Source organism: Cellulomonas rhizosphaerae (assembly GCF_003470205.1).
Lineage (GTDB): Bacteria > Actinomycetota > Actinomycetes > Actinomycetales > Cellulomonadaceae > Cellulomonas > Cellulomonas rhizosphaerae.
Genome location: NZ_QWKP01000170.1, coordinates 1 through 20,062, shown reverse-complemented (window position 1 = coordinate 20,062; position 20,062 = coordinate 1). Strand labels below are relative to the sequence as shown.

General features: G+C 73.3%; 15 protein-coding genes and 1 riboswitch. Of the genes, 11 read left to right on the top strand and 4 right to left on the bottom strand.

Features of this window, described 5'->3' with window-relative positions; all coding sequences use genetic code 11:
* The 3 genes from obgE to D1825_RS07130 all read left to right on the top strand — a co-directional run.
* Positions 1-1,253: GTPase ObgE (obgE, locus tag D1825_RS07140; protein ID WP_118766750.1), on the top strand; the 1,253-nt coding region annotated here is incomplete at its 5' end.
* An 80-nt stretch (positions 1,254-1,333) separates the two neighbouring features.
* Positions 1,334-2,473, top strand: coding sequence for a glutamate 5-kinase (gene proB / locus D1825_RS07135; RefSeq protein WP_233549687.1), 1,140 nt, complete (start codon positions 1,334-1,336; stop codon positions 2,471-2,473).
* A gap of 264 nt (positions 2,474-2,737) precedes the next feature.
* Positions 2,738-4,384 carry an ABC transporter substrate-binding protein gene (locus D1825_RS07130; RefSeq protein ID WP_118766747.1) on the top strand — a complete coding sequence of 549 codons (1,647 nt, stop codon included), beginning with the start codon at positions 2,738-2,740 and terminating at the stop codon, positions 4,382-4,384.
* Between the two features lie 757 nt (positions 4,385-5,141).
* Here D1825_RS07130 and D1825_RS07125 read toward each other — a convergent pair.
* The 4 genes from D1825_RS07125 to D1825_RS07110 all read right to left on the bottom strand — a co-directional run bounded on the left by D1825_RS07125 (position 5,142) and on the right by D1825_RS07110 (position 10,550).
* Positions 5,142-6,791: an ABC transporter substrate-binding protein gene (locus D1825_RS07125; RefSeq protein WP_118766746.1), complete on the bottom strand. Its 1,650-nt coding sequence runs from the start codon at positions 6,789-6,791 to the stop codon at positions 5,142-5,144.
* 65 nt (positions 6,792-6,856) lie between these two features.
* On the bottom strand, positions 6,857-8,530 hold the full coding sequence (locus D1825_RS07120; RefSeq protein WP_118766745.1) for a dipeptide ABC transporter ATP-binding protein: 1,674 nt from the start codon (positions 8,528-8,530) through the stop codon (positions 6,857-6,859).
* Entirely contained in the window at positions 8,527-9,528 is a 1,002-nt protein-coding gene (locus D1825_RS07115) for an ABC transporter permease (RefSeq protein ID WP_118766744.1), read from the bottom strand. Before D1825_RS07115 ends, D1825_RS07120 begins: the two co-directional genes overlap by 4 nt.
* Entirely contained in the window at positions 9,525-10,550 is a 1,026-nt protein-coding gene (locus tag D1825_RS07110) for an ABC transporter permease (protein ID WP_118766743.1), read from the bottom strand. The genes D1825_RS07115 and D1825_RS07110 overlap by 4 nt, the downstream gene beginning before the upstream one ends.
* 84 nt (positions 10,551-10,634) lie before the next feature.
* A riboswitch (SAM riboswitch) is annotated at positions 10,635-10,742 on the bottom strand.
* A gap of 378 nt (positions 10,743-11,120) precedes the next feature.
* Here D1825_RS07110 and D1825_RS07105 point away from each other — a divergent pair.
* From D1825_RS07105 to D1825_RS07070, 8 genes are all read left to right on the top strand, one after another.
* Positions 11,121-12,254: an LLM class flavin-dependent oxidoreductase gene (locus D1825_RS07105; protein ID WP_199721531.1), complete on the top strand. Its 1,134-nt coding sequence runs from the start codon at positions 11,121-11,123 to the stop codon at positions 12,252-12,254.
* Positions 12,255-12,294: 40 nt separating this feature from the next.
* Positions 12,295-13,668 (top strand): NtaA/DmoA family FMN-dependent monooxygenase, encoded by a 1,374-nt coding sequence (locus D1825_RS07100; protein ID WP_118766742.1) that lies wholly within the window; start codon positions 12,295-12,297, stop codon positions 13,666-13,668.
* A 35-nt stretch (positions 13,669-13,703) separates the two neighbouring features.
* Positions 13,704-14,519, top strand: a complete 816-nt coding sequence (locus tag D1825_RS07095; RefSeq protein ID WP_118766741.1) for a DUF1684 domain-containing protein — start codon at positions 13,704-13,706, stop codon at positions 14,517-14,519.
* Positions 14,516-15,577: an amino acid ABC transporter permease gene (locus D1825_RS07090; RefSeq protein ID WP_118766740.1), complete on the top strand. Its 1,062-nt coding sequence runs from the start codon at positions 14,516-14,518 to the stop codon at positions 15,575-15,577. Before D1825_RS07095 ends, D1825_RS07090 begins: the two co-directional genes overlap by 4 nt.
* Positions 15,574-16,350, top strand: coding sequence for an amino acid ABC transporter ATP-binding protein (locus D1825_RS07085; protein WP_118766739.1), 777 nt, complete (start codon positions 15,574-15,576; stop codon positions 16,348-16,350). Before D1825_RS07090 ends, D1825_RS07085 begins: the two co-directional genes overlap by 4 nt.
* Positions 16,351-16,408: 58 nt before the next feature.
* Positions 16,409-17,413 carry an ABC transporter substrate-binding protein gene (locus D1825_RS07080; protein WP_118766738.1) on the top strand — a complete coding sequence of 335 codons (1,005 nt, stop codon included), beginning with the start codon at positions 16,409-16,411 and terminating at the stop codon, positions 17,411-17,413.
* 80 nt (positions 17,414-17,493) lie between these two features.
* On the top strand, positions 17,494-18,639 hold the full coding sequence (solA, locus tag D1825_RS07075) for an N-methyl-L-tryptophan oxidase (RefSeq protein ID WP_118766737.1): 1,146 nt from the start codon (positions 17,494-17,496) through the stop codon (positions 18,637-18,639).
* A 94-nt stretch (positions 18,640-18,733) separates the two neighbouring features.
* Positions 18,734-19,945: an LLM class flavin-dependent oxidoreductase gene (locus D1825_RS07070; RefSeq protein WP_118766736.1), complete on the top strand. Its 1,212-nt coding sequence runs from the start codon at positions 18,734-18,736 to the stop codon at positions 19,943-19,945.
* The last annotated feature ends 117 nt before the right edge of the window (positions 19,946-20,062 follow it).

Here is a 20,062-nt window from a genome sequence, read left to right as displayed (position 1 = left end):
TCCCCGACGGGACCGTCGTGAAGTCGCAGGACGGCGAGGTCCTCGCCGACCTCATCGGCGTCGGCGCGCGGTTCGTGGTCGCCGAGGGCGGCCGTGGCGGGCTGGGCAACGCAGCCCTGTCCTCGCCGCGCCGCAAGGCGCCCGGCTTCGCGCTGCTCGGCGAGCCCGGCAACGCGCTCGACGTGGTTCTCGAGCTCAAGTCGATCGCGGACGTGGCCCTCGTCGGCTACCCGAGCGCCGGCAAGTCGAGCCTCGTCGCGTCGATCTCGGCCGCGCGGCCCAAGATCGCCGACTACCCGTTCACCACCCTCATCCCGAACCTCGGTGTGGTGCAGGCCGGATCGGCCCGCTACACCGTCGCCGACGTCCCCGGGCTCATCCCGGGCGCGTCGAAGGGCAAGGGCCTCGGCCTGGAGTTCCTGCGCCACATCGAGCGCTGCGCCGTCCTGGTGCACGTGCTCGACTGCGCGACGCTCGAGCCGGACCGCGACCCGATCTCCGACCTGGACATCATCGAGGCCGAGCTCGCGCTCTACGCGGGCGACCTGGGCATCGAGGGTGGCCGCGTGCCGCTGACCGAACGCCCGCGCATCGTCGCGCTCAACAAGATCGACGTGCCCGAGGCCCGCGAGCTGGCCGAGATGGTCAAGCCCGAGCTCGAGGCGCGCGGGATGCGCGTGTTCGAGATCTCGACGGCGTCTCACGAGGGCCTGCGCCAGCTGACGTTCGGGCTGGCCGAGCTCGTCGAGAAGGCTCGTCGTGAGGCACCCGCCCCCGAGGCGACCCGGGTCGTCCTGCGGCCCAAGGCCGTCGACGACGCGGGCTTCACGGTCACGCGGCGTGAGAGCGGCGGCGCGGTCTGGTTCTCGCTGCGCGGCGAGAAGCCCGAGCGCTGGGTGCGCCAGACGGACTTCGCCAACGACGAGGCCGTCGGCTACCTGGCCGACCGGCTCGCCCGGCTCGGCGTCGAGGAGCGGCTCTTCGCCACGGGCGCGGTCGCAGGCGACGAGGTGCGGATCGGCCCCGACCACAACTCGGTGGTCTTCGACTGGGAGCCCACGCTGCTCACCGGTTCCGAGCTGCTCGGCGGCCCCCGCGGCACCGACCAGCGCATCGAGGAGCGGTCGCGCCCGACGCGTGGCGAGAAGCGCGTCGAGTACAAGGACCGCATGGACGCCAAGGCCCTCGCCCGCGAGGAGCTGTGGACCGAGCGCGAGCAGGGCCACTGGGCGGACCCGGCCGACGAGCGCTGAGCGCTCGACAGCACGCGGCCGGCCTGTCCGGTCGGTGAATGGACGCACGGTTCGGCGGCGGCACGCGGCACAATGCCCACGTGACCGCCGCCGCCCTGCTCGAGCGCCAGCAGCTGCCTGCGGCGGCCCGGGTCGTCGTCAAGGTGGGTTCGAGCTCGCTCACCAGCCCTGACGGTCGGCTCGACCCGGAGCGCCTGCGCGCGCTCGTCGAGGTCCTCGCGGCCCGACGAGAGGCCGGCGGGCAGGTCGTCCTCGTCTCCTCGGGGGCCATCGCCGCCGCCATCGGCCCGCTCGGGCTGGCAGCCCGCCCCCGTGACCTCGCCACGCAGCAGGCCGCGGCGTCGGTGGGGCAGGGACTGCTCGTCGCGCACTACACGCGCGCGTTCGCCGAGCACGGGCTGCGCGTCGGGCAGGTGCTGCTGACCGCCGACGACACCGTCCGGCGCGGCCACTACCGCAACGCGCACCGGGCGCTGACCCGACTGCTCGACCTCGGCGTGGTGCCGGTCATCAACGAGAACGACGCGGTCGCGACCGACGAGATCCGGTTCGGCGACAACGACCGGCTCGCGGCGCTCGTCTCGCACCTCGTGCACGCCGACGCGCTCGTGCTGCTCACCGACGTCGACGCGCTGTACACGGGTCCGCCCTCGCGCCCGGGCTCGCGCCGCATCGCGCGGGTCGACGGGCCCGCGGACCTCGACGGCATCGACGTGGCGTCGCGGGGGAGCGCGGTCGGCACGGGCGGCATGATCACCAAGCTCGAGTCGGTCGCGATCGCGACGCAGTCCGGCATCCCCGTCGTCCTGACGTCGGCCGGGCAGGCCGCCGCGGCGCTCGCCGGTGACGACGTCGGCACGTGGTTCGCCGCGACCGGCCGCCGCACGTCCATCCGCCTGCTCTGGCTCGCGCACGCGGCCAAGGCCCACGGGCGGCTCGTGCTCGACGAGGGCGCGGTCCGCGCCGTCGTCGATCGGCGCACCTCGCTCCTGCCCGCCGGGGTGACCGGGTTCGAGGGCGAGTTCGAGGCCGGCGACCCGGTCGAGATCGTCGGCCCCGACGGCGTCGTGGCCGGACGAGGCCTCGTCGCGTACGGGTCCGACGAGGTGCCGCGGCTGCTCGGCCGCTCGACGTCGGACCTGCGGGTCGAGCTCGGCGCAGGCTACGACCGCGCCCTCGTGCACCGCGACGACCTCGTCCTGGTGCGCCGCCGACGCTGAGCCGTCCAGATGGTGGGACGCCCTGTCCAACCATTGACCGGGGTGGTCGGGCTACCTAGGTTCCGTCCCGTCAGCAGCCGACCACGACGGTCGGCGACAGCGCGAGGAGGTGAGGTCCGGATGTCCATCCCCATTCCCGTGCCCGCTCCTGTCGGTCGCGCGCTCTGTCGCCGCTGACTCGCGATCCCGTGATCTGCAGGCGCGCCGTGCGCGCCGCCCACCCTGCGCCGCGCGGGGTGTCCCTTCGTGCTGAGGAGCCCACCCATGTCACGCCATGTCCCCCTGCCCGCGCGCCTCCGTGCGGGCCGACCACCGTTGCGCGCGCTCGCCGCCGCCGTCCTCGTCGCGCTGCTCGCTGCCTGCTCCAGCTCCGGCGGGTCCGGCGACGAGGCGTCCTCGTCGGCGTCGTCGTCGGATGCACCCGTCGCGGGCGGCACCTACGTGCACGCGCTCGAGGCCGACCCGCTGGGCTGCCTCGACGCGCCCCAGCAGCGCTTCCACGTCGCGCTGAACATCACGCGCCAGCTCGCCGACTCGCTCGTCGACCAGGACCCGGAGACCGGCAAGATCGTGCCGTGGCTCGCCAAGAGCTGGGAGATCAGCGACGACGCCAAGACGTTCACGTTCCACCTGGTCGACGGCGCGACGTTCAGCGACGGCAAGCCCGTCGACGCCGCCGCGGTCAAGGCGAACCTCGACCGGATCGTCGCCCTCGGCGCGAAGGCCATCGGCGCCGGCCCGTGGATCCAGGGCTACCAGAGCACCGAGGCGGTCGACCCGTCGACCGCCGTCGTGACGTTCGACCGGCCCAACGTGCAGTTCCTGCAGGCGCTGTCCGGCTCGTGGTTCGGGCTCATCTCGCCCGCCGACACCGGCAAGTCGCCCGAGGAGCTGTGCAAGGGCACCTATGCGGGCTCGGGCCCGTTCACGCTCGAGAGCTACACCAAGGACCAGGACGCCGTGCTGCTCAAGCGCACGGGCTACGACTGGCCGTCGAGCCTCGCGGCCCACAAGGGCGAGGCGTACCTCGACAAGCTGCAGTTCACGTTCGTCCCCGAGGCCAGCGTCCGCTCCGGCACGCTGACGTCAGGCCAGGTCCAGTCGATCTCGCTGGTCACGTGGCAGGACGAGGAGCCGCTCAAGGCCGCTGGTGACACGCTGCTCACCGCGCGCCAGCCCGGCCTGACCGAGTCGTGGATCCCCAACCAGCAGTCGTGGCTGGCCGACGACGAGCCCGTGCGGCAGGCCATCCGGTACGCGATCAACAGCCAGGAGATCGTCGACACCGTCTACGGCCCGACCTACCGCAGCCGCACCGCACCGCTGAACAGCACCACGCCGGGCTACGTCGACCTCAGCTCCGAGCTGCCGTACGACCAGGCCAAGGCCGCGAAGCTGCTCGAGGACGACGGGTGGAAGCTCGGCGCCGACGGCATCCGGGTCAAGGACGGCAAGCGCCTGAGCCTCAACGTCATCGCGAGCTACACCGACCTCGAGCTGATCCAGCAGCAGCTCAAGGCGGTCGGCATCGAGTACAAGATCCGCCAGCTCGACCCTGCGGCGGCGTCGAAGGCGACCATCGCCGGCGACTACGACATCTACGCGTGGACGATGACCCGCGCCGACCCGACCGTGCTCAACGCGCTGTTCTCGTCGGACTGGACCTCGCTCGGGTACGCCAAGGCGAACCCGTCCGAGCTCGACGACCTGCTCGCCACGCAGGAGTCGACGGTCGACCCCGACGAGCGCGCCGCGGCCGCCGCCGAGGTGCAGAAGTACATCGTCGAGCGCGCCTGGCTCATCCCGATCGTCGACCGTGCGTGGACCTACGGCACCGGCCCGACCTCGCACGGCCTGCGCCTGGACGGCGAGACCAAGCTGGTGTTCTACGACGCCTGGATCGGCAAGTGACCGACCGCTGAGCTGGAGCGAAGGGGCCGCGCGACACCCGTCGCGCGGGCCCTTTCGCGTGCCCGGCCAGATCGCTGCGGGGCAGGGGGATCGCTGCATGGAACGTTGCATCGCTCGCGCTGCAGTGCGATGCGTTCGCTGCAACGTTCCGTGCAGCCACCTTCCGCACCCGCGGTCAGCCTCCGTGTCCCGCTGCGGTGCGGCTGGGTGTGCGGCGCGCCGCGTGGTTCGCGGCGTGTCGCACACCCACGCGCACTGCGGGGCGGCTCCGGGGGTGGATGACGAGGGTGCGTCGACCTCGCGGTGGGGCACGGGGAGCGCTGCATGCAACGTTGCATCGCGCGGGCTGCGGTGCGTTGCGTTCGCTGCACCGTTCCGTGCAACCACCAGCCACCGCGCTGCGGTCAGCCTCCGTGTCCCGCTGGAGTCCGGCTGGGTGTGCGGCGCGCCGCGTGGTTCGCGGCGTGTCGCACACCCGCGCGCACACCGGGGCGGCTCTGGGGGTGGATGACGGGGGTGAGACGACCTCGCGGTAGGGCACAGGGATCGCTGCATGCGACGTTGCATCGCGCGCGCTGCAGTTCGAAGCGTTCGGTGCAACGTTCCGTGCAGCCACCGGCCTCCCGGGGCGGATCCGCGGCGGTCGGGGCAGACCTCCCACTGGGCTGCTCGCGGCAGCACGAAGGGGCGGGTCCGCGTGATGCGGACCCGCCCCTTCGGCGTGCGTGGTGCGGCTCGGTGGCCCCGGCCGGTCGGGTCAGTCGACCCAGGCGGTGGTGAGCTGGTCGAGGCGCGAGTCCGCGCCCAGCTCGATGCCGTGCGCCTTCTTCGACAGGCCCAGGTACGTCGTCAGCTCGTGCACCGGGATGACGTGGTGCTGCGTGACGAGTCGCTCCTGCGCCTGCGCGAGCAGTGCGTTCCGCTCGGTGACGTCGCCCGTCGCAAGCTGCTTGGTCAGCAGGTCCTCGAGCGTCGGGTCGTCGATCCGGTAGAAGTTCGTCGCCGTCGTGGAGTACTGCGTGCGCAGGACGTCACCGTCGGCGCGGGACAGGTTGCCCCACACCAGGTCGAACGAACCGTCGGCCAGCTTGGCCTGGAAGTCCGGGACGGCGCCAGACCAGAGCTGCACGTCGATGCCGACCGCCTTGAGCTCGGACTGGATCAGCTCGACGGACGTCTGGTTCGGCGAGAAGTTGGTGATCCACGCCAGGGTCGGGGCCAGCTTCTTGCCGCCCTTGGCGTAGATGCCGTCCGAGCCCTTGGCCCAGCCGTCGGCCTCGAGGACGTTGGCGGCCTTCGCCGGGTCGGTGACCAGGTGCGAGGACTCGTCGGCCACGCCGGGAGTCGTGCTCGCGAGCGGGCCGACGGCGACCTTGAAGCCCTCGCTGAGGGCGGTGTCGCGGATCTCGGTCGGGTTGACCGCCAGGGAGATGGCTTCGCGCACGGCCGGGTCCTTGCCGATGTCCGAGGACTCGTTGAACGTCAGCCCGAACGGGATGCCCGGGTTCGCGCGGGACACGAGCTCGAGGCCCGCACCCTGCAGGGTCTCGATGTCGGTCGGCTGCACGCCGCCGATCGCCTGGACCTGACCGGAGGTCAGCGAGCCGGTGCGGACGCTCGCCTCGGGGGCGACCTGGAACGTCACCTTGGCGAGGTGCGGCGCGCCGGCGCCCTTGCGGTCGGCCGGGCCCCACGCGTAGCCGTCGCTCGCGGTCAGGACCGTCTCGGTGTCTTTCGTGTAGTGGTCCAGCACGAAGGGGCCCGTGCCGATGACGCCCGTGCCCGAGGCGCGGTCGTCGAACGGGAGCTTCAGCGTCGAGTCCGCGAGGAAGCCGAGCGCGACCGAGCTCGTGGCCTGCGGGAACGCGGCGTTGGGCGTCGAGAACGTGACCTTGACGGTGTGGTCGTCGACGACGGTCGTCTCCTTGTAGCCGATGAAGCTCGCGGCGGCCGAGCTCTTGGCACCCGCGGCGACCGCGTCGTCGAAGTTGGCCTTGACGGACGCGGCGGTGAACGGGGTGCCGTCCGAGAACGTCACGCCGTCCCGCAGCGTGAAGGTGAACTCGGTCTGGTCCGCGTTGGCCTCCCACGTGGTGGCGAGCCACGGCTTGAGCGAGCCGTCGGACGGGTCCTGCCAGGTGAGCGAGTCGACGATCTGGCGGGTGACGTACAGGGTGTCGTTGCCCGAGCCGATGCCGGCCGGGTTGACGGAGATCGGGTCGTTGCCGATCGCGAACGTGAGGTCGCCGCCGTCGACGGGCGTGCCCGCGTCGGCGGACGACGAGGTCGACGAGGACGGGTCAGCGGCCGGGGTCTCGCTCGAGCTGCACGCGGACAGCGCCAGACCGAGGGCGGTGAGGCCGATGGCAACGCGCAACGCGCGGGAGGACAGGGGTCGCACAGACATGAAGGTCTCCAAGGAAAGGGGGTGGGATCAGGACCGGGGGCGGCGACGGCCCGGACAACAGGAGGTCATCGCTCACCTCCTCGAGAAGTGCCCGACGAGCCGGCCGAGGCGGACACGAGCGGCCGGTGCGCGGCCGTCCCGGGGATCGCGGCCAGCAGCTCCGCGGTGTACGCGTGCTGCGGCCGGGCGAAGACCTCCTCGACGTCCCCGGACTCCACGACCCGCCCGTTCTGCAGGACGACGACCTCGTGCGCGACCTGCCGCACGACCGCGAGGTCGTGCGAGATGAACAGGTAGGTCACGCCGAGCTCGCTCTGCAGGTCCGCGAGCAGGTCGAGGATCTGCGCCTGCACCGAGACGTCGAGCGCGGAGACGGGCTCGTCGAGCACGACGAGGTCCGGCCGCACCGACAGCGCCCGCGCGATCGCGACCCGCTGCCGCTGCCCGCCGGAGAGCTCGGCGGGCCGGCGGTGGACCACCGAGGCAGGCAGCGCGACGAGGTCGAGGAGCTCGGCCGTGCGCGCGGCGCGCGAGGCGCGGTCGCCCACGCGGAAGGCGCGCAGCGGCTCGCTGATGATCTGCCCGACGGACCAGCGCGGGTCGAGCGAGGAGTACGGGTTCTGGTAGACGACCTGCATCTGGCGACGCAGCGCCCGTAGCGCGGATCCGCGGGTGTGGCTCACGTCGTCGCCGCCGACGAGCACCTGGCCCGCCGTCGGCTCGGCGAGCCGCAGCGCGAGCCGGGCGGTCGTGGACTTGCCCGAACCGGACTCGCCGACGATCGCGAGCGTGCGTCCGCGCGGCACGCGGAACGACACGTCGTCGACCGCGCGCAGGGTGCCACCGCCGCTCGAGCGCGGCAGGGGGAAGTCCTTGACCAGCCCGCGCACCTCGAGCGCCGCCGGGGCGTCGATCGCGACGGGCGTGGGCGCGCGACGGGCCCCCCGCAGGGACGGAGCGGCCGCGAGCAGCGCCTTGGTGTACGCCTCGCGAGGGGAGCCGAGGACCTCGTCGGGCGTGCCGGCCTCCACCACGCGCCCCTGGGACATCACGACGATCCGGTCCGCGCGGTCGGCCGCGACGCCCAGGTCGTGCGTGATGAGCAGGACGCCCGTGCCGGTCTCGTTGGTCAGGGTGTCGAGGTGGTCGAGGATCTGGCGCTGGACGGTGACGTCGAGCGCGCTCGTCGGCTCGTCGGCCACGAGCAGGCGTGGCTTGGCGACCAGCGCGATCGCGATGAGGACGCGTTGGCGCATACCGCCGGACAGCTCGTGCGGGTACTGCCGCGCACGCACCTCGGGCTCGGGCAGGCCGGCCCGCCGCAGCGCCTCGATCGCCTCGATGCCCGCGATGCGGCGGTCGGCGAGGCCGTGGATGCGCAGCACCTCGGCCACCTGGTCGCCGATGCGCTTGACCGGGTTGAGCGAGACCGTCGGGTCCTGCGGGACGAGGCCGACGAGCAGCCCGCGCACCGCCTGCAGCTCACGCGGCGAGGCGCCCGCGACGTCGCGGCCCAGCAGGTCGATCGTGCCGCGCTCGATGCGGGCGGCCGGAGCGAGCAGGCGGACGACGGCCGCGGCGGTGGTCGACTTGCCCGAGCCGGACTCGCCGACGACGGCCACGGTCTCGCCCTCGTCGACGTGCAACGAGACGTCGCGCACCGCGTGCACGTCGCCGCGACGGGTCCGGTAGGAGACGGCCAGGTCGGTGACGGTCAGGAGGCGTTCGTTCGCGGTCATCGGTTTCTCCCCGGGTCGCCGTCGAGTGCGCGCGAGATGCGGCCGGCGGCCAGCACGGTCGCGACGATGGTCAGGCCGGGCAGGGTGGTCAGCCACCACGAGGTGCGCAGGTAGTCACGCCCGCCGGCGACGAGCGCTCCCCACTCCGGTGCGGGCGGCGGCTCGCCGTACCCGAGGAAAGACAGCGACGAGACGGCCAGCACGGCCGCGCCCAGCTCGAGCGCGGCGAGCACGACGACCGGGCCGATCGCGTTGGGCAGCACGTGCCGGCCCAGCGTCGTCCACCAGCGGCTGCCGCCGGCGTGCGACGCCTCGACGAACACCGACGTCCGCACACGCAGCACCTCGGACCGCATGATCCGGGACACCGACGCGACGTTGGCGAGCCCGACGGCGATCGCCACGTTGATCGTGCCGAAGCCCAGCACGGTGATGAGCGCGAGGGACAGCAGCAGCGCGGGGATCGAGAGCAGCACGTCGACCACGCGCATCGCGATGTCGTCGACGACGCCGCCGACGAATCCCGCGACCAGCCCGATCAGCACGCCGACGAGCAGCCCGACGAGCACGGCCGTCAGCGCGGCCTGCAGCGTCAGGTGCGTGCCGTGCACCACGCGGGTGTACAGGTCGCGGCCCAGCTGGTCGGTGCCGAACCAGTGCGCCGACGAGGGCGGCTGGAGCTTGTCCGCCGGGACCCCGGTGAGCGGGTCGCCCGAGGCGAGCAGCGACGGCGCGAACGCGGCGACGACGATCGTCACCGCCCACACGAGCGCGAGGATCAGCCCGGGCTTGCGGACGAGGTCCTCGAGGCGCGTGCGCCACGCGCTGCGGTGGGTCAGGGAGTCCTCGCGCTCGAGGACGGCGTCCGCGAAGCGGTCGCTCGAGGTCGCCGTGAACTTGTCCGCGCGTGTGTTCGGGTCGAGCGCGGTGGGCACGAACGCCTCGGAGGGCGGCTGCGGGCCGCGCTCGCCGGCGGTCAGGGCGTCGATGCTGCTCATCGGGAACCTCCGGCGGGGACGGCGACGCGGTCGGGTGCGGGGACGGATGCCGGGCGAGCGGTCGGCGTCGTCGGCGGTGCGACGCGGCGCCGGGCGCCCGTGACGATCCGGGGGTCGAGGAGCGGGTAGATGATGTCGATCAGCAGGTTGACCAGCACGTACACGGTCGCCGCGACGAGCACGACGCCCTGCACCACGGGGATGTCCTGCGCGGCGACGGACGTGGCGGTCAGCCGGCCGAGGCCCGCGCGCGAGAACACGGTCTCGGTCACGACCGCGCCCGAGAGCAGGCCCCCGATCACCAGGCCCGTGACCGTCAGGGCGGGCAGGGCCGCGTTGCGCAGCGCGTGACGCAGGTGGACGCGCGTGCGGCCCGCGCCCTTGGCGAGCGCGGTGTCGACGTACGGCTCGCGCAGCGTGTGCAGGAGGCTGCGCGAGAGCATCTGCGCGATGAGCGCCGACGTCGGCAGCGCGAGCGTGATCGCGGGCAGGACCACCGAGGCGAACCCCTGGTTGCCCAGCGCCGGGAACAGCGGGATCTCGAACGAGAACCACTGCACGAGCGTGAGGCCGAACCAGAACGAGGGGATCGCGACGCCCAGCGGCGGCAGCGACAGCAGGAAGCCCGACAGCCGTCGGCTGCGGGTCGCGGTGGCGACGACGGCGAGCCCGCCGCCGACGAGGATCGCCAGCACGAGCGCCGAGCCGGCGATCTGCGCGGTGGGCGGCAGCGCGTCGGCGATCAGACGCGTCACCGGCTGGCCGTTGACGACCGAGTTCCCGAGGTCGCCCTGCAGCGCGTGCCCGAGCTGGGTCACGTACTGGACGGGCAGCGGCTGGTCGAGCCCGTACTGGGCGCGCAGCGCGTCGAGCTGCTCGGGCGTGATGTCGCTCGAGTCGCCGCCGTACATGATCGAGACGGGGTCGCCCGGGAGGGCGAACAGGATGAGGAACGTGACCGTGTAGGCCGCCCAGAGGACGCCCAGGGCGAGCAGGAGCCTGCGTGCCAGGTACCGGGTCATGGGGTCACCGCCCTGCTGCGGGTGCGCGTGTCTGCGGTCATGGAGGTGCTCCTCGTCTGGGGACACGCCCGGAGGCGTCGTTCGACTGCGTGCTTGCGCGAGGGATCGCGCCGGGTCGTCACCTGGAGCACCCCGCCACGTGAGGAGGGTTGCTGCCCGACCAGCCAGGGCTTGCCGTCGGGACTCGAGACCGCCGCGAAGGTAGGAAGCCGGGCGAGGGTGGTCAAGGGTCGGTCGCGCCCGTCTCACGATCCGGACTGTCCGTCTCGTTGGTTGACGATCCGCCACGCGCTCCCTAATCTCCCGCCATCAGATAAGCCGACCAACCCGGTCGGATATTCGAGAGGGACGCCCATGAGCCGGCAGGCCAGCACGGACGAGCAGCGCGCACGCCGCGTCGCCTCGTCGTGTCTGTGTGCCGCCGGTCGCACGGCTCGACAGGCCTGTCAGGCCTGTTGACGCCCCGCGGCAGCGTCGCTCGACGCGCCGCCCCGGACCTGGCCCCGCGCCGTCCCCCCGCCACGCCCCCCGATGAGGGGTCGGTGGCGCCCGTCCCCCTGAAGGAATCTCGTGACACACCTGCACCTCGCCGTCGACCTGACCGGGTCCGGCGCACACCCCGCCGCGTGGCGCACGCTCGACCCCGAGCAGCTCCGGTCCGCCGTCGCCACCCTGGCCGCGCACCTCGACACGTCGGTCCGCGCCGGGTTCGACCTGGCGCTCCTCGACGACTCGCTCACGCTGGCTCCGGCGGCCGACCACACGGTGCGCGGCTCGCTCGACGCCGTCCTGGTCGCGTCCCGCCTCGCGCCGGTCTCGTCGGGCATCGGCCTGGTCGCGACCGTCGACACCACGCACACCGAGCCGTTCCACGTCGCCAAGGCCCTGCAGACGCTTGACCACGTGAGCAGCGGGCGCGGGGGATGGCAGGTCGCGTGGTCCACGACGCCCGCCGGCGCCGCCGCCTTCGGCCGCAAGGACGTGCAGGACGAGGCCGACGCGGTCGACGAGGCGCGCGAGGTGGTCGGCGTGGTCCGTGACCTCTGGGACTCGTGGGAGGACGACGCGGAGATCCGCGACGCCGCCACCAGCCGGTTCGTCGATCGCGACAAGCTGCACTACGTCGACCACGTGGGGGAGCGGTTCACGGTCAAGGGACCCTCGATCACGCCGCGCTCGCCGCAGGGGCAGCTGCCCGTCGTCGTGCGCGTCGGGTCGCCCGAGTCGGTCGGTCTCGCCGGTCGCGTCGCGGACGTCGTCCGGATCGAGGCACGCGGCGTCGACCGTGCGGCCGAGCTCGTCGCCCGCGTGCGGACGGCCGCTGCCGAGGCCGGGCGCGACCCGCAGGACGTGCGCGTGCTCGTCGACCTGGTCGTCGTCCTCGGCGCCGACGACGGTGCGGCGCGGGCCCGGCGCGGCCTGCTCGACGGGCTCGCGGGCTCGGCGTTCGCGCCGGCCACGCTGCTGCACGTCGGCGACGCCGCGAGCCTCGTCGAGCTCGTCGCGCGCTGGGCGCCGGTCGTCGACGGCTTCACCGTCCGGCCCGCGAGCCTGCGCGCCGACCTCCCGCTGCTCGCCGACCAGGTGCTGCCCGCGCTGCGCGCCGTCGGGCTCGCGGCCGACGCGTACCCCGTCAGGACCGGCTCGACGCTGCGCGACTCGCTGGGCCTGCCGCGCCCCGCCAGCCGCTACGCCGCCGTCTGACCGCCGCCGTCTGACCTCCCACCACCAAGGACACGGACCCATGACGACGAAGCCCCGCAAGCAGATCCACCTGGGCGTCCACTTCCCGGGCGTGAACAACACGACCGTGTGGACCGACCCGCGCTCCGGCAGCCAGATCGACTTCGACTCGTTCGAGCACCTGGCCCGCCGCGCCGAGGAGTCCAAGCTCGACTTCTTCTTCCTCGCTGAGGGCCTGCGCCTGCGTGAGCACAAGGGGCTCATCCACGACCTCGACGTCGTCGGGCGGCCCGACACGCTGCCCGTCCTGGCCGCGGTTGCCGCCGTCACGCAGCACCTGGGCCTGGCCGGCACGATCAACACGACGTTCAACGAGCCGTGGGAGATCGCCCGCCAGTTCGCGTCGCTCGACGTGCTCTCGGGCGGCCGGGCGGCGTGGAACCTGGTGACCTCCTCGGACGCGTTCACGGGCGAGAACTTCCGCCGCGGGGGCTTCCTGCCCTACGCCGAGCGGTACGAGCGTGCCGCCGAGCTCGTCGCCGTGGCCCGCGAGCTGTGGGACTCGTGGGACGACGACGCCGTGAGCCCCGACCCGGTCGCGGGCGCCTACCTGCGGCCCGGCTCGGTGCGCCGCATCGACCACGTCGGCAAGCACTTCCAGGTGCGGGGCGAGTTCCCCACGCCGCGCGGCCCGCAGGGGCACCCGGTGCTGTTCCAGGCCGGAGACTCGCCCGACGGTCGCGACTTCGCAGCCGCCACCGCCGACGTGATCTTCTCGCTGCACTCGTCCTTCGACGACGGCCGCACCTTCTACGACGACGTGCAGGCGCGGCTCGCCGCGGCGGGCCGCGAGCCCGGCTCGCTCAAGATCCTGCCCGCCACGACCGTGGTGATCGGCGACACCGAGGCAGAGGCCGCCGAGCTCGCGCGGCACATCCGCAGCCAGCAGGTGCCCGGCGCGACGGCGATCGCGTTCCTCGAGCAGGTCTGGGGCCGCGACCTCACGTCGTACGACCCCGAGGGCCCGCTGCCCGACGTGGAGCCCGACTTCGACGGTGCCGACATCACGCGCGGCCGCGCCCGGCACTTCAAGGACCCGCGTCCCGTGGTTGCCGCATGGCGCGAGCAGGCGGCGGCCAACGGCTGGTCGATCCGCGACCTGGTCATCGCCGTCACCTCGCGCGGCGGGTTCGTCGGCACGCCGAACCACGTCGCCGACGAGATCGACCGGCACGTGCAGGAGGACGCCTCCGACGGCTTCATCCTCGTGCCGCACCTGACCCCCGGGGGCCTGGACGACGTGCTCGACCGGGTCGTCCCGCTGCTCGTCGAGCGCGGGTCGTTCCGCGCCGAGTACAGCGGCCCGACGCTGCGCGACCACCTCGGTCTCGCCCACCCCGACGCCGTGCGCCGCCCCGCGGCGCTCGCCGGCTGACCCATGTTCGTCTGACCCCGAGAGGAATGACCGCCATGACGACCCTGACCGAGACGGACGCCGCGACCGAGCGCGCGACCTGGCACGAGGCCCGCGAGCAGGCCCTGCTCGAGCCGCACGGCTGGCTCACCCTCACGGCGCTGCACTGGCTCGCGGCCCGCCCGGCCCCGCTGCCCGGCGTCCCCGGCCTGTGGTGGGCCGACCGTGAGGGCGTCGCGCACGTCCGGGCGACCCCGGCCGACGAGGTCCTCCAGGGCGGCGTGGCCGTCGACGGCGACGCGTCCGTGGCCGTCGCCGAGGGGCGCTCGTCGGCCGAGCTCAGCTTCCGCGACACGCAGGACGGGCACACCGAGGTCGTCGTCGAGGTCATCCGCCGCACGGGCCGGACCGCCGTACGCGTCCGGGACCCGCGGGCCGCGGCCCGCACCGGGTTCTCGGGCGTGCCGATCGCGGCGTACGACCCGACCTGGGTCCTCGAGGTGCCGGTGCGCTGGTACCCCGAGCCGCGCGCGGCCGTCGTCGGCGCGGCGCAGCACGGCCTCGTGCACCACGTGAGCCTCGTCGGCGCCGTGGACCTCGAGCGCGACGGCGAGTCCGTCACGCTCCAGCTGACCGCGGGGCACCGCGACGGCGAGGTCGGCCTGCTCTTCTCCGACGAGTCGACCGACGTGGCGCAGTGGCGCATCGCGTTCGCCGAGGCCGCGCCCGGCGACGCGACCCTCCGCCTGGACCTCAACCGTGCGGTCAACCTGCCGTACGCGTTCAGCGAGTTCGGCACGTGCCCCGCGCCCGTCGAAGGCAACCACGTGCCGTTCGCCGTCATCGCGGGCGAGCGGCGGCCGGTCCGATGACGACCCTCGTGCGCGCGCCGGACACGGTTGCCGGCACCGACCGCGCGACGCTCGAGCGCCTGCGCGTGCTCCCCGCACGCCACCCGGGCCGCTGGATCGCGACGGCGGTCGTCGCCGTGCTGCTCGCGATGGTCGCGAGCTCGCTCGTCACCAACACCAGCTGGGACTGGACCACGGTCGGCAAGTACCTGACCTGGCCGTCGATCCTGTCCGGCGTGTGGGGGACGATCCGGCTCACGCTGGCCGCAGCGGTCATCGGCTTCGGCCTCGGCACGATCCTGGCGCTCATGCGCCTGTCGCGCTCGCCGCTGCTGCAGTCCGTGGCGTGGCTCTACATCTGGGTGTTCCGGTCCGTGCCGCTGATCCTGCAGCTGCTGCTCTGGTACAACCTCGCCTACCTGTACCCGACCCTGAGCCTCGGCATCCCGTTCGGGCCCGGGTTCCACGACTTCGAGACCCAGAACCTCATCGGCAAGTTCGGCGCCGCGATCCTCGGGCTCGGGCTGTCGCAGGCCGCGTACTCGGCCGAGATCGTGCGCGCCGGGATCATCGGCGTCGACCAGGGGCAGCACGAGGCGGCCGCCGCGCTCGGCATCCCGCGGGCGCGTCAGCAGCTGCGCATCGTGCTGCCGCAGGCCATGCGGACGATCGTGCCGACGTCGGTGAACGAGATCATCGGGCTGCTCAAGGGCACCTCGGTCGTGTACGTGCTCGCGTACGGCGAGCTGTTCTACACCGTCGGCGTGATCTACGGCCGCAACCTGCGGGTCGTCCCGCTGCTGCTCGTCGCGGCCGTCTGGTACCTCGTGCTGACCACCGTGCTGACCATCGCGCAGTTCTACCTCGAGCGGCACTACGCCCGCGGCGCCCTGCGGACGCTGCCGCCCACGCCGCTGCAGAAGGCGCGCTGGAGCCTGCTCGTCGGCTGGGCCCGCCTGCGCCGCGAGCCCGTGCCGGCGAGCGTCCCGGCCGGCTGGGCGTCGGCGAACCGGACGACCGGACACCTGCTGCGCCGGGGCAGCTCCCCGCAGCGCCGCGACGAGGGAGGCCTGGCATGAGCACCACCCAGAGCGAGGGCCTCGTCGAGGTCCACGGCGTGCACAAGAGCTTCGGCACCCTGGAGGTGCTCTCCGGGGTCGACCTCGTGGTCAAGCCCGGCGAGGTGACGGTGGTCATCGGTCCGTCGGGCTCGGGCAAGTCGACCCTGCTGCGGGTCATCAACCACCTGGAGAAGGTCGACCGCGGGTTCGTCGCGATCGACGGCGACCTCATCGGCTACGCCCGCAAGGGCGACACGCTGCGCGAGCTCAAGGAGAAGGACATCCTGCGCCAGCGGACCCGGATCGGGTTCGTCTTCCAGAGCTTCAACCTCTTCCCGCACCTGACCGCGCTCGAGAACGTCGTCGAGGCACCGGTCTCCGCGCAGGGCCGGCCTCGTTCTGAGGTCGAGCCCGAGGCCCGCGCGCTGCTCGCCCGTGTCGGGCTCGCGGACAAGGCCGACGCCCGGCCGCGCCAGCTGTCCGGCGGGCAGCAGCAGCGCGTGGCGATCGCCCGCGCGCTCGCCACCCGGCCCAAGGTGCTGCTGTTCGACGAGCCGACGTCCGCGCTGGACCCCGAGCTCGTCGGCGAGGTGCTCGACGTCATCAAGGACCTCGCCCGCACCGGCACCACGATGATCGTCGTCACCCACGAGATCGGGTTCGCCCGCGAGCTCGCCGACACGGTCGTCTTCATCGACGCCGGTCGCATCGTCGAGCAGGGGCCGCCGGCCCAGGTGCTCGACCACCCCGCGCACGAGCGCACCAAGGCCTTCCTCGACAAGGTCCTCTGACCCCCGGCGAGCCCGCCGGCCACCACCCTGAAAACCATCACCCCCTGAAAGGCACACCATGACCCGCACGACCGACTCCCGTCGCAGCAGGCTGCTCGCCGCTGCCGTCGTCCTCCCGCTCATCGCGGGGCTCGCGGCCTGCTCCTCGGCCTCGGCCGAGGGCGAGGGTGACAGCGACCAGCAGGCCGCCGCCGAGAAGGCCGGCCTCGAGGTCAACACGACCCCGAACCAGGACCGCATCCACACGACGAAGGACGACGCGGCCATCGCGCTGCTGCCCGCCGCGTACAAGGACACGGACACCCTCAAGGTCGCGGTCAGCGCCTACGTCGCGCCGCTCGCGTTCCTCGCGGACGACGAGAAGACCCCGATCGGCAACGAGACCGACATCGCGCAGCTCGTCGGCGACGCGCTGGGCAAGAAGGTCGAGTGGCAGGTCACCGCCTGGGCCGACTGGCCGCTCGCGCTCTCGTCGGGCAAGGTCGACGCGATCGTCTCCAACGTCACGGTCACCGAGGAGCGCAAGGAGACGATCGACTTCTCCTCCTACCGCAACGACGAGCTCGGCTGGCTGGTCACGACCAGCAACAAGAACGTCCCCGCGGCGATCACCAAGCCGGCGGACATCGCGGGCCTGACGGTCGCGGTCGGCTCGGGCACCAACCAGGAGAAGATCCTGCTCGAGTGGGACAAGGAGAACGTCGCCGCAGGCCTGAAGAAGGTCAACATCGAGTACTTCGAGAACGACGGCGACACGATCCTCGCGCTGCAGTCGGGCCGCATCGACACGTCGTTCGGCCCGAACGCGACCGCCGCCTACAAGGCCGTCGTCTCGCCGGACGAGTTCAAGGTCATCGGCACGCTCAACGGCGGCTGGCCCGCCACGGCGCAGATCGCCGTCGGCACCAAGAAGGGCAACGACCTCGCGCCCGCCATCACGGCCGCGATCAACCACGCGATCAAGGACGGCTCCTACGCCAAGGTCCTCGAGCGCTGGGGTCTGACCGCCGAGGGGATCCCCACGTCCGAGACCAACCCTGCTGGGCTCCCCAAGGAGTCCTGACAAGCTGCTGCGCCGCGCTGGGAGGAGTCGGGGGACGCTGACCCGGCGCGGCGCAGCACACCCTTCCCGGGAGGAGTTCGATGGCAGTCGACCACGTGGTCGTCGGTGGCGGCGTGATGGGTGCGGCCGCCGCGTGGCAGCTCGCGCGCCGTGGCCGTGAGGTCGTGCTGCTCGAGCGGTTCGGGCCGGGGCACGCGCAGGGCGCGTCGCACGGCTCCTCCCGGATCTACCGCACGACGTACGCGTCCGACGACTACCTCGACCTCACACAGGAGGCCCTCGGCCTCTGGCGCGAGCTCGAGGCGGAGTCGGGCGCGGACCTCCTGCGCCTGACGGGCGGCGTGAGCCACGGGCTCGGCCGCTCGGACGTGGGCGACATCGCCGCGGCCTTCACGGCCCGCGGCGTGCCGTTCTCCTGGCTCGACCCGCAGGAGGCCGACGAGCGTTGGCCCGGTCTGCGGTTCGAGGGCCCGGTGCTCTTCGAGCGCTCGACGGCGGGCCGGGTGCACGCGGACCGCGCCGTGGCCGCCTTCCAGTCCGGCGCGGCGCTGCACGGCGCCGACGTGCGGCACCACACCGCCGTGCGCGCGGTGCAGCAGCTCGGCGACCGCGTGGTGGTCGACACCGACGACGGGCCGATCGAGGCCCGCTCCGTGGTGCTCGCGGCGGGTGCCTGGACAGCGGGACTGCTGGGCGAGCAGGCTCCGCCGCTCGTTGTGACCCAGGAGCAGCCCGCCCACTTCGCGTTCCGGCCGACCGCCGCCTCGGCGGACGACTGGCCCGTGTTCACCCACCAGCCCCGCGAGCCGCACCCGTGGCCGAGCGGGACGTACGGGCTCGCGGTGCCGGGGGAGGGCGTCAAGGTCGGCTTCCACGGCGTGGGGCCGGTGACCGACCCGGACCGGCGCACGTTCGAGCCCGAGCCCGGCCAGCTGGCGACGCTGCGCGAGTACGTGCGCACGTGGATCCCCGGCGCCGATCCGGACCACCTGGTGCCGATCTCCTGCACGTACACGACCACCCCCGACCACGACTTCGTGCTCGACCGCCGCGGCCGGCTGGTCGTCGCCGCCGGCTTCTCGGGGCACGGGTTCAAGTTCGCCCCGGCCATCGGCCGCCTCCTGACCGACCTGGCCACGGACGACTCCGCCCGCACACCCGCGCGCTTCGCCCTCACCCGCCCCCTGCTCACTCCCGCACCCGCACCCACTCCGACGAGATCGTGACTTCGAAACGAGATCGGCACGTGCAACTGCCGATCTCGTTCCGAAGTCACGATCTCGATCCAGACCGCCGACGCCCTGCTGAGACGAGGACCAGATGACCACCGCCACCGACAGCCGCGTGAGCGCACCGCCCGCCGAGACGTCCGCGGGAGGGACCCGCGTCCCGCTGTCCATCCTCGACCTGGCCACGGTCAGCGAGGGCAGCACGGGCGCCGACGCGATCCGCGCGAGCCTCGACCTCGCGCAGCGGGCCGACGAGCTCGGCTACAGCCGCGTCTGGTTCGCGGAGCACCACCTCGCGCCCGGGGTGGCCTCGGCGTCGCCGGGCGTGCTCGCCGCGCTCGTCGCGGGGCGCACGTCGCGCATCCGGGTCGGCTCGGGTGCGGTGCTGCTGAGCACGACGAGCCCGCTCCTCGCGGCCGAGCAGTTCGGCGCGATCGCCGCCGCCTACCCGGGCCGCGTGGACCTCGGGCTCGGCCGCGCGTTCACCCCGCCGCCGGAGGGCGCCCCGCGCGTCAAGCCCGAGCCGACCCCGGCGCGCGTCGTCGACGGGCTGCACGTGCCCGCGAGCCCGCCGTTCGACTTCGGCGACTCCGAGCTGCGCGAGCGCTTCCTCGCGCACGCCCGCGTGCTGAGCGCGAACCGCGCGCCCGGCGACTTCCGATCCGAGCTCGGCCAGGTCCTCACGCTGCAGGCCGGCGAGCTGGTCGACGAGGACGGCAAGGTGTTCGTCAGCCCGCCCGTGCAGAACGCCGCGTTCGACCTGTGGGTGCTGGCCAGCAGCGGCGGCGAGAGCGCGCGCATCGCGGGAGAGCTCGGGCTTCCGCTCGCGGCCAACTTCCACGTGAGCCCCTCGAACGTCCTGGAGACCGTCGCGTCCTACCGCGCCGCGTTCCGGCCCGGGGTGCTCGCGGCGCCGTACGTCGTCGTCTCGGTCGACGTGCTGGCCGCCGACACGGACGCCGAGGCCGCGCGCCTGGCCGACCCGTTCGCGGCGTGGGTCTGGTCGATCCGCAAGGGCGGCGGCGCGATCGCCTACCCGCGGCCCGGCACCACGACGCCCTGGGAGCAGCTGCCCGACGACGAGCAGGCGCTGCTGCGCGACCGCCTGGAGACCCGCGTCGTCGGTGGACCCGAGACCGTCGTCGAGCGGCTCGAGGCGCTGCAGCGCGCCACGGGCGCCGATGAGCTCCTGGTGACCACCGAGACGCACGACAAGGCCGACACCGTCCGCTCCTACGAGCTCCTCGCCGAGGCCTGGGGCCTGACGACATCGACCCACGTGGCGGCTGCGGCCACCGCCTGACCTCGCCACCAGCGCCACCCGCGCGACCCCGGCCGGCCCGCCCGACCGGGGTCGCGCGCTGTCCAGGCCCGGAACCGACGACGAACCGTGGGTTGCTCGCGCTCAGAGACTGCAGAG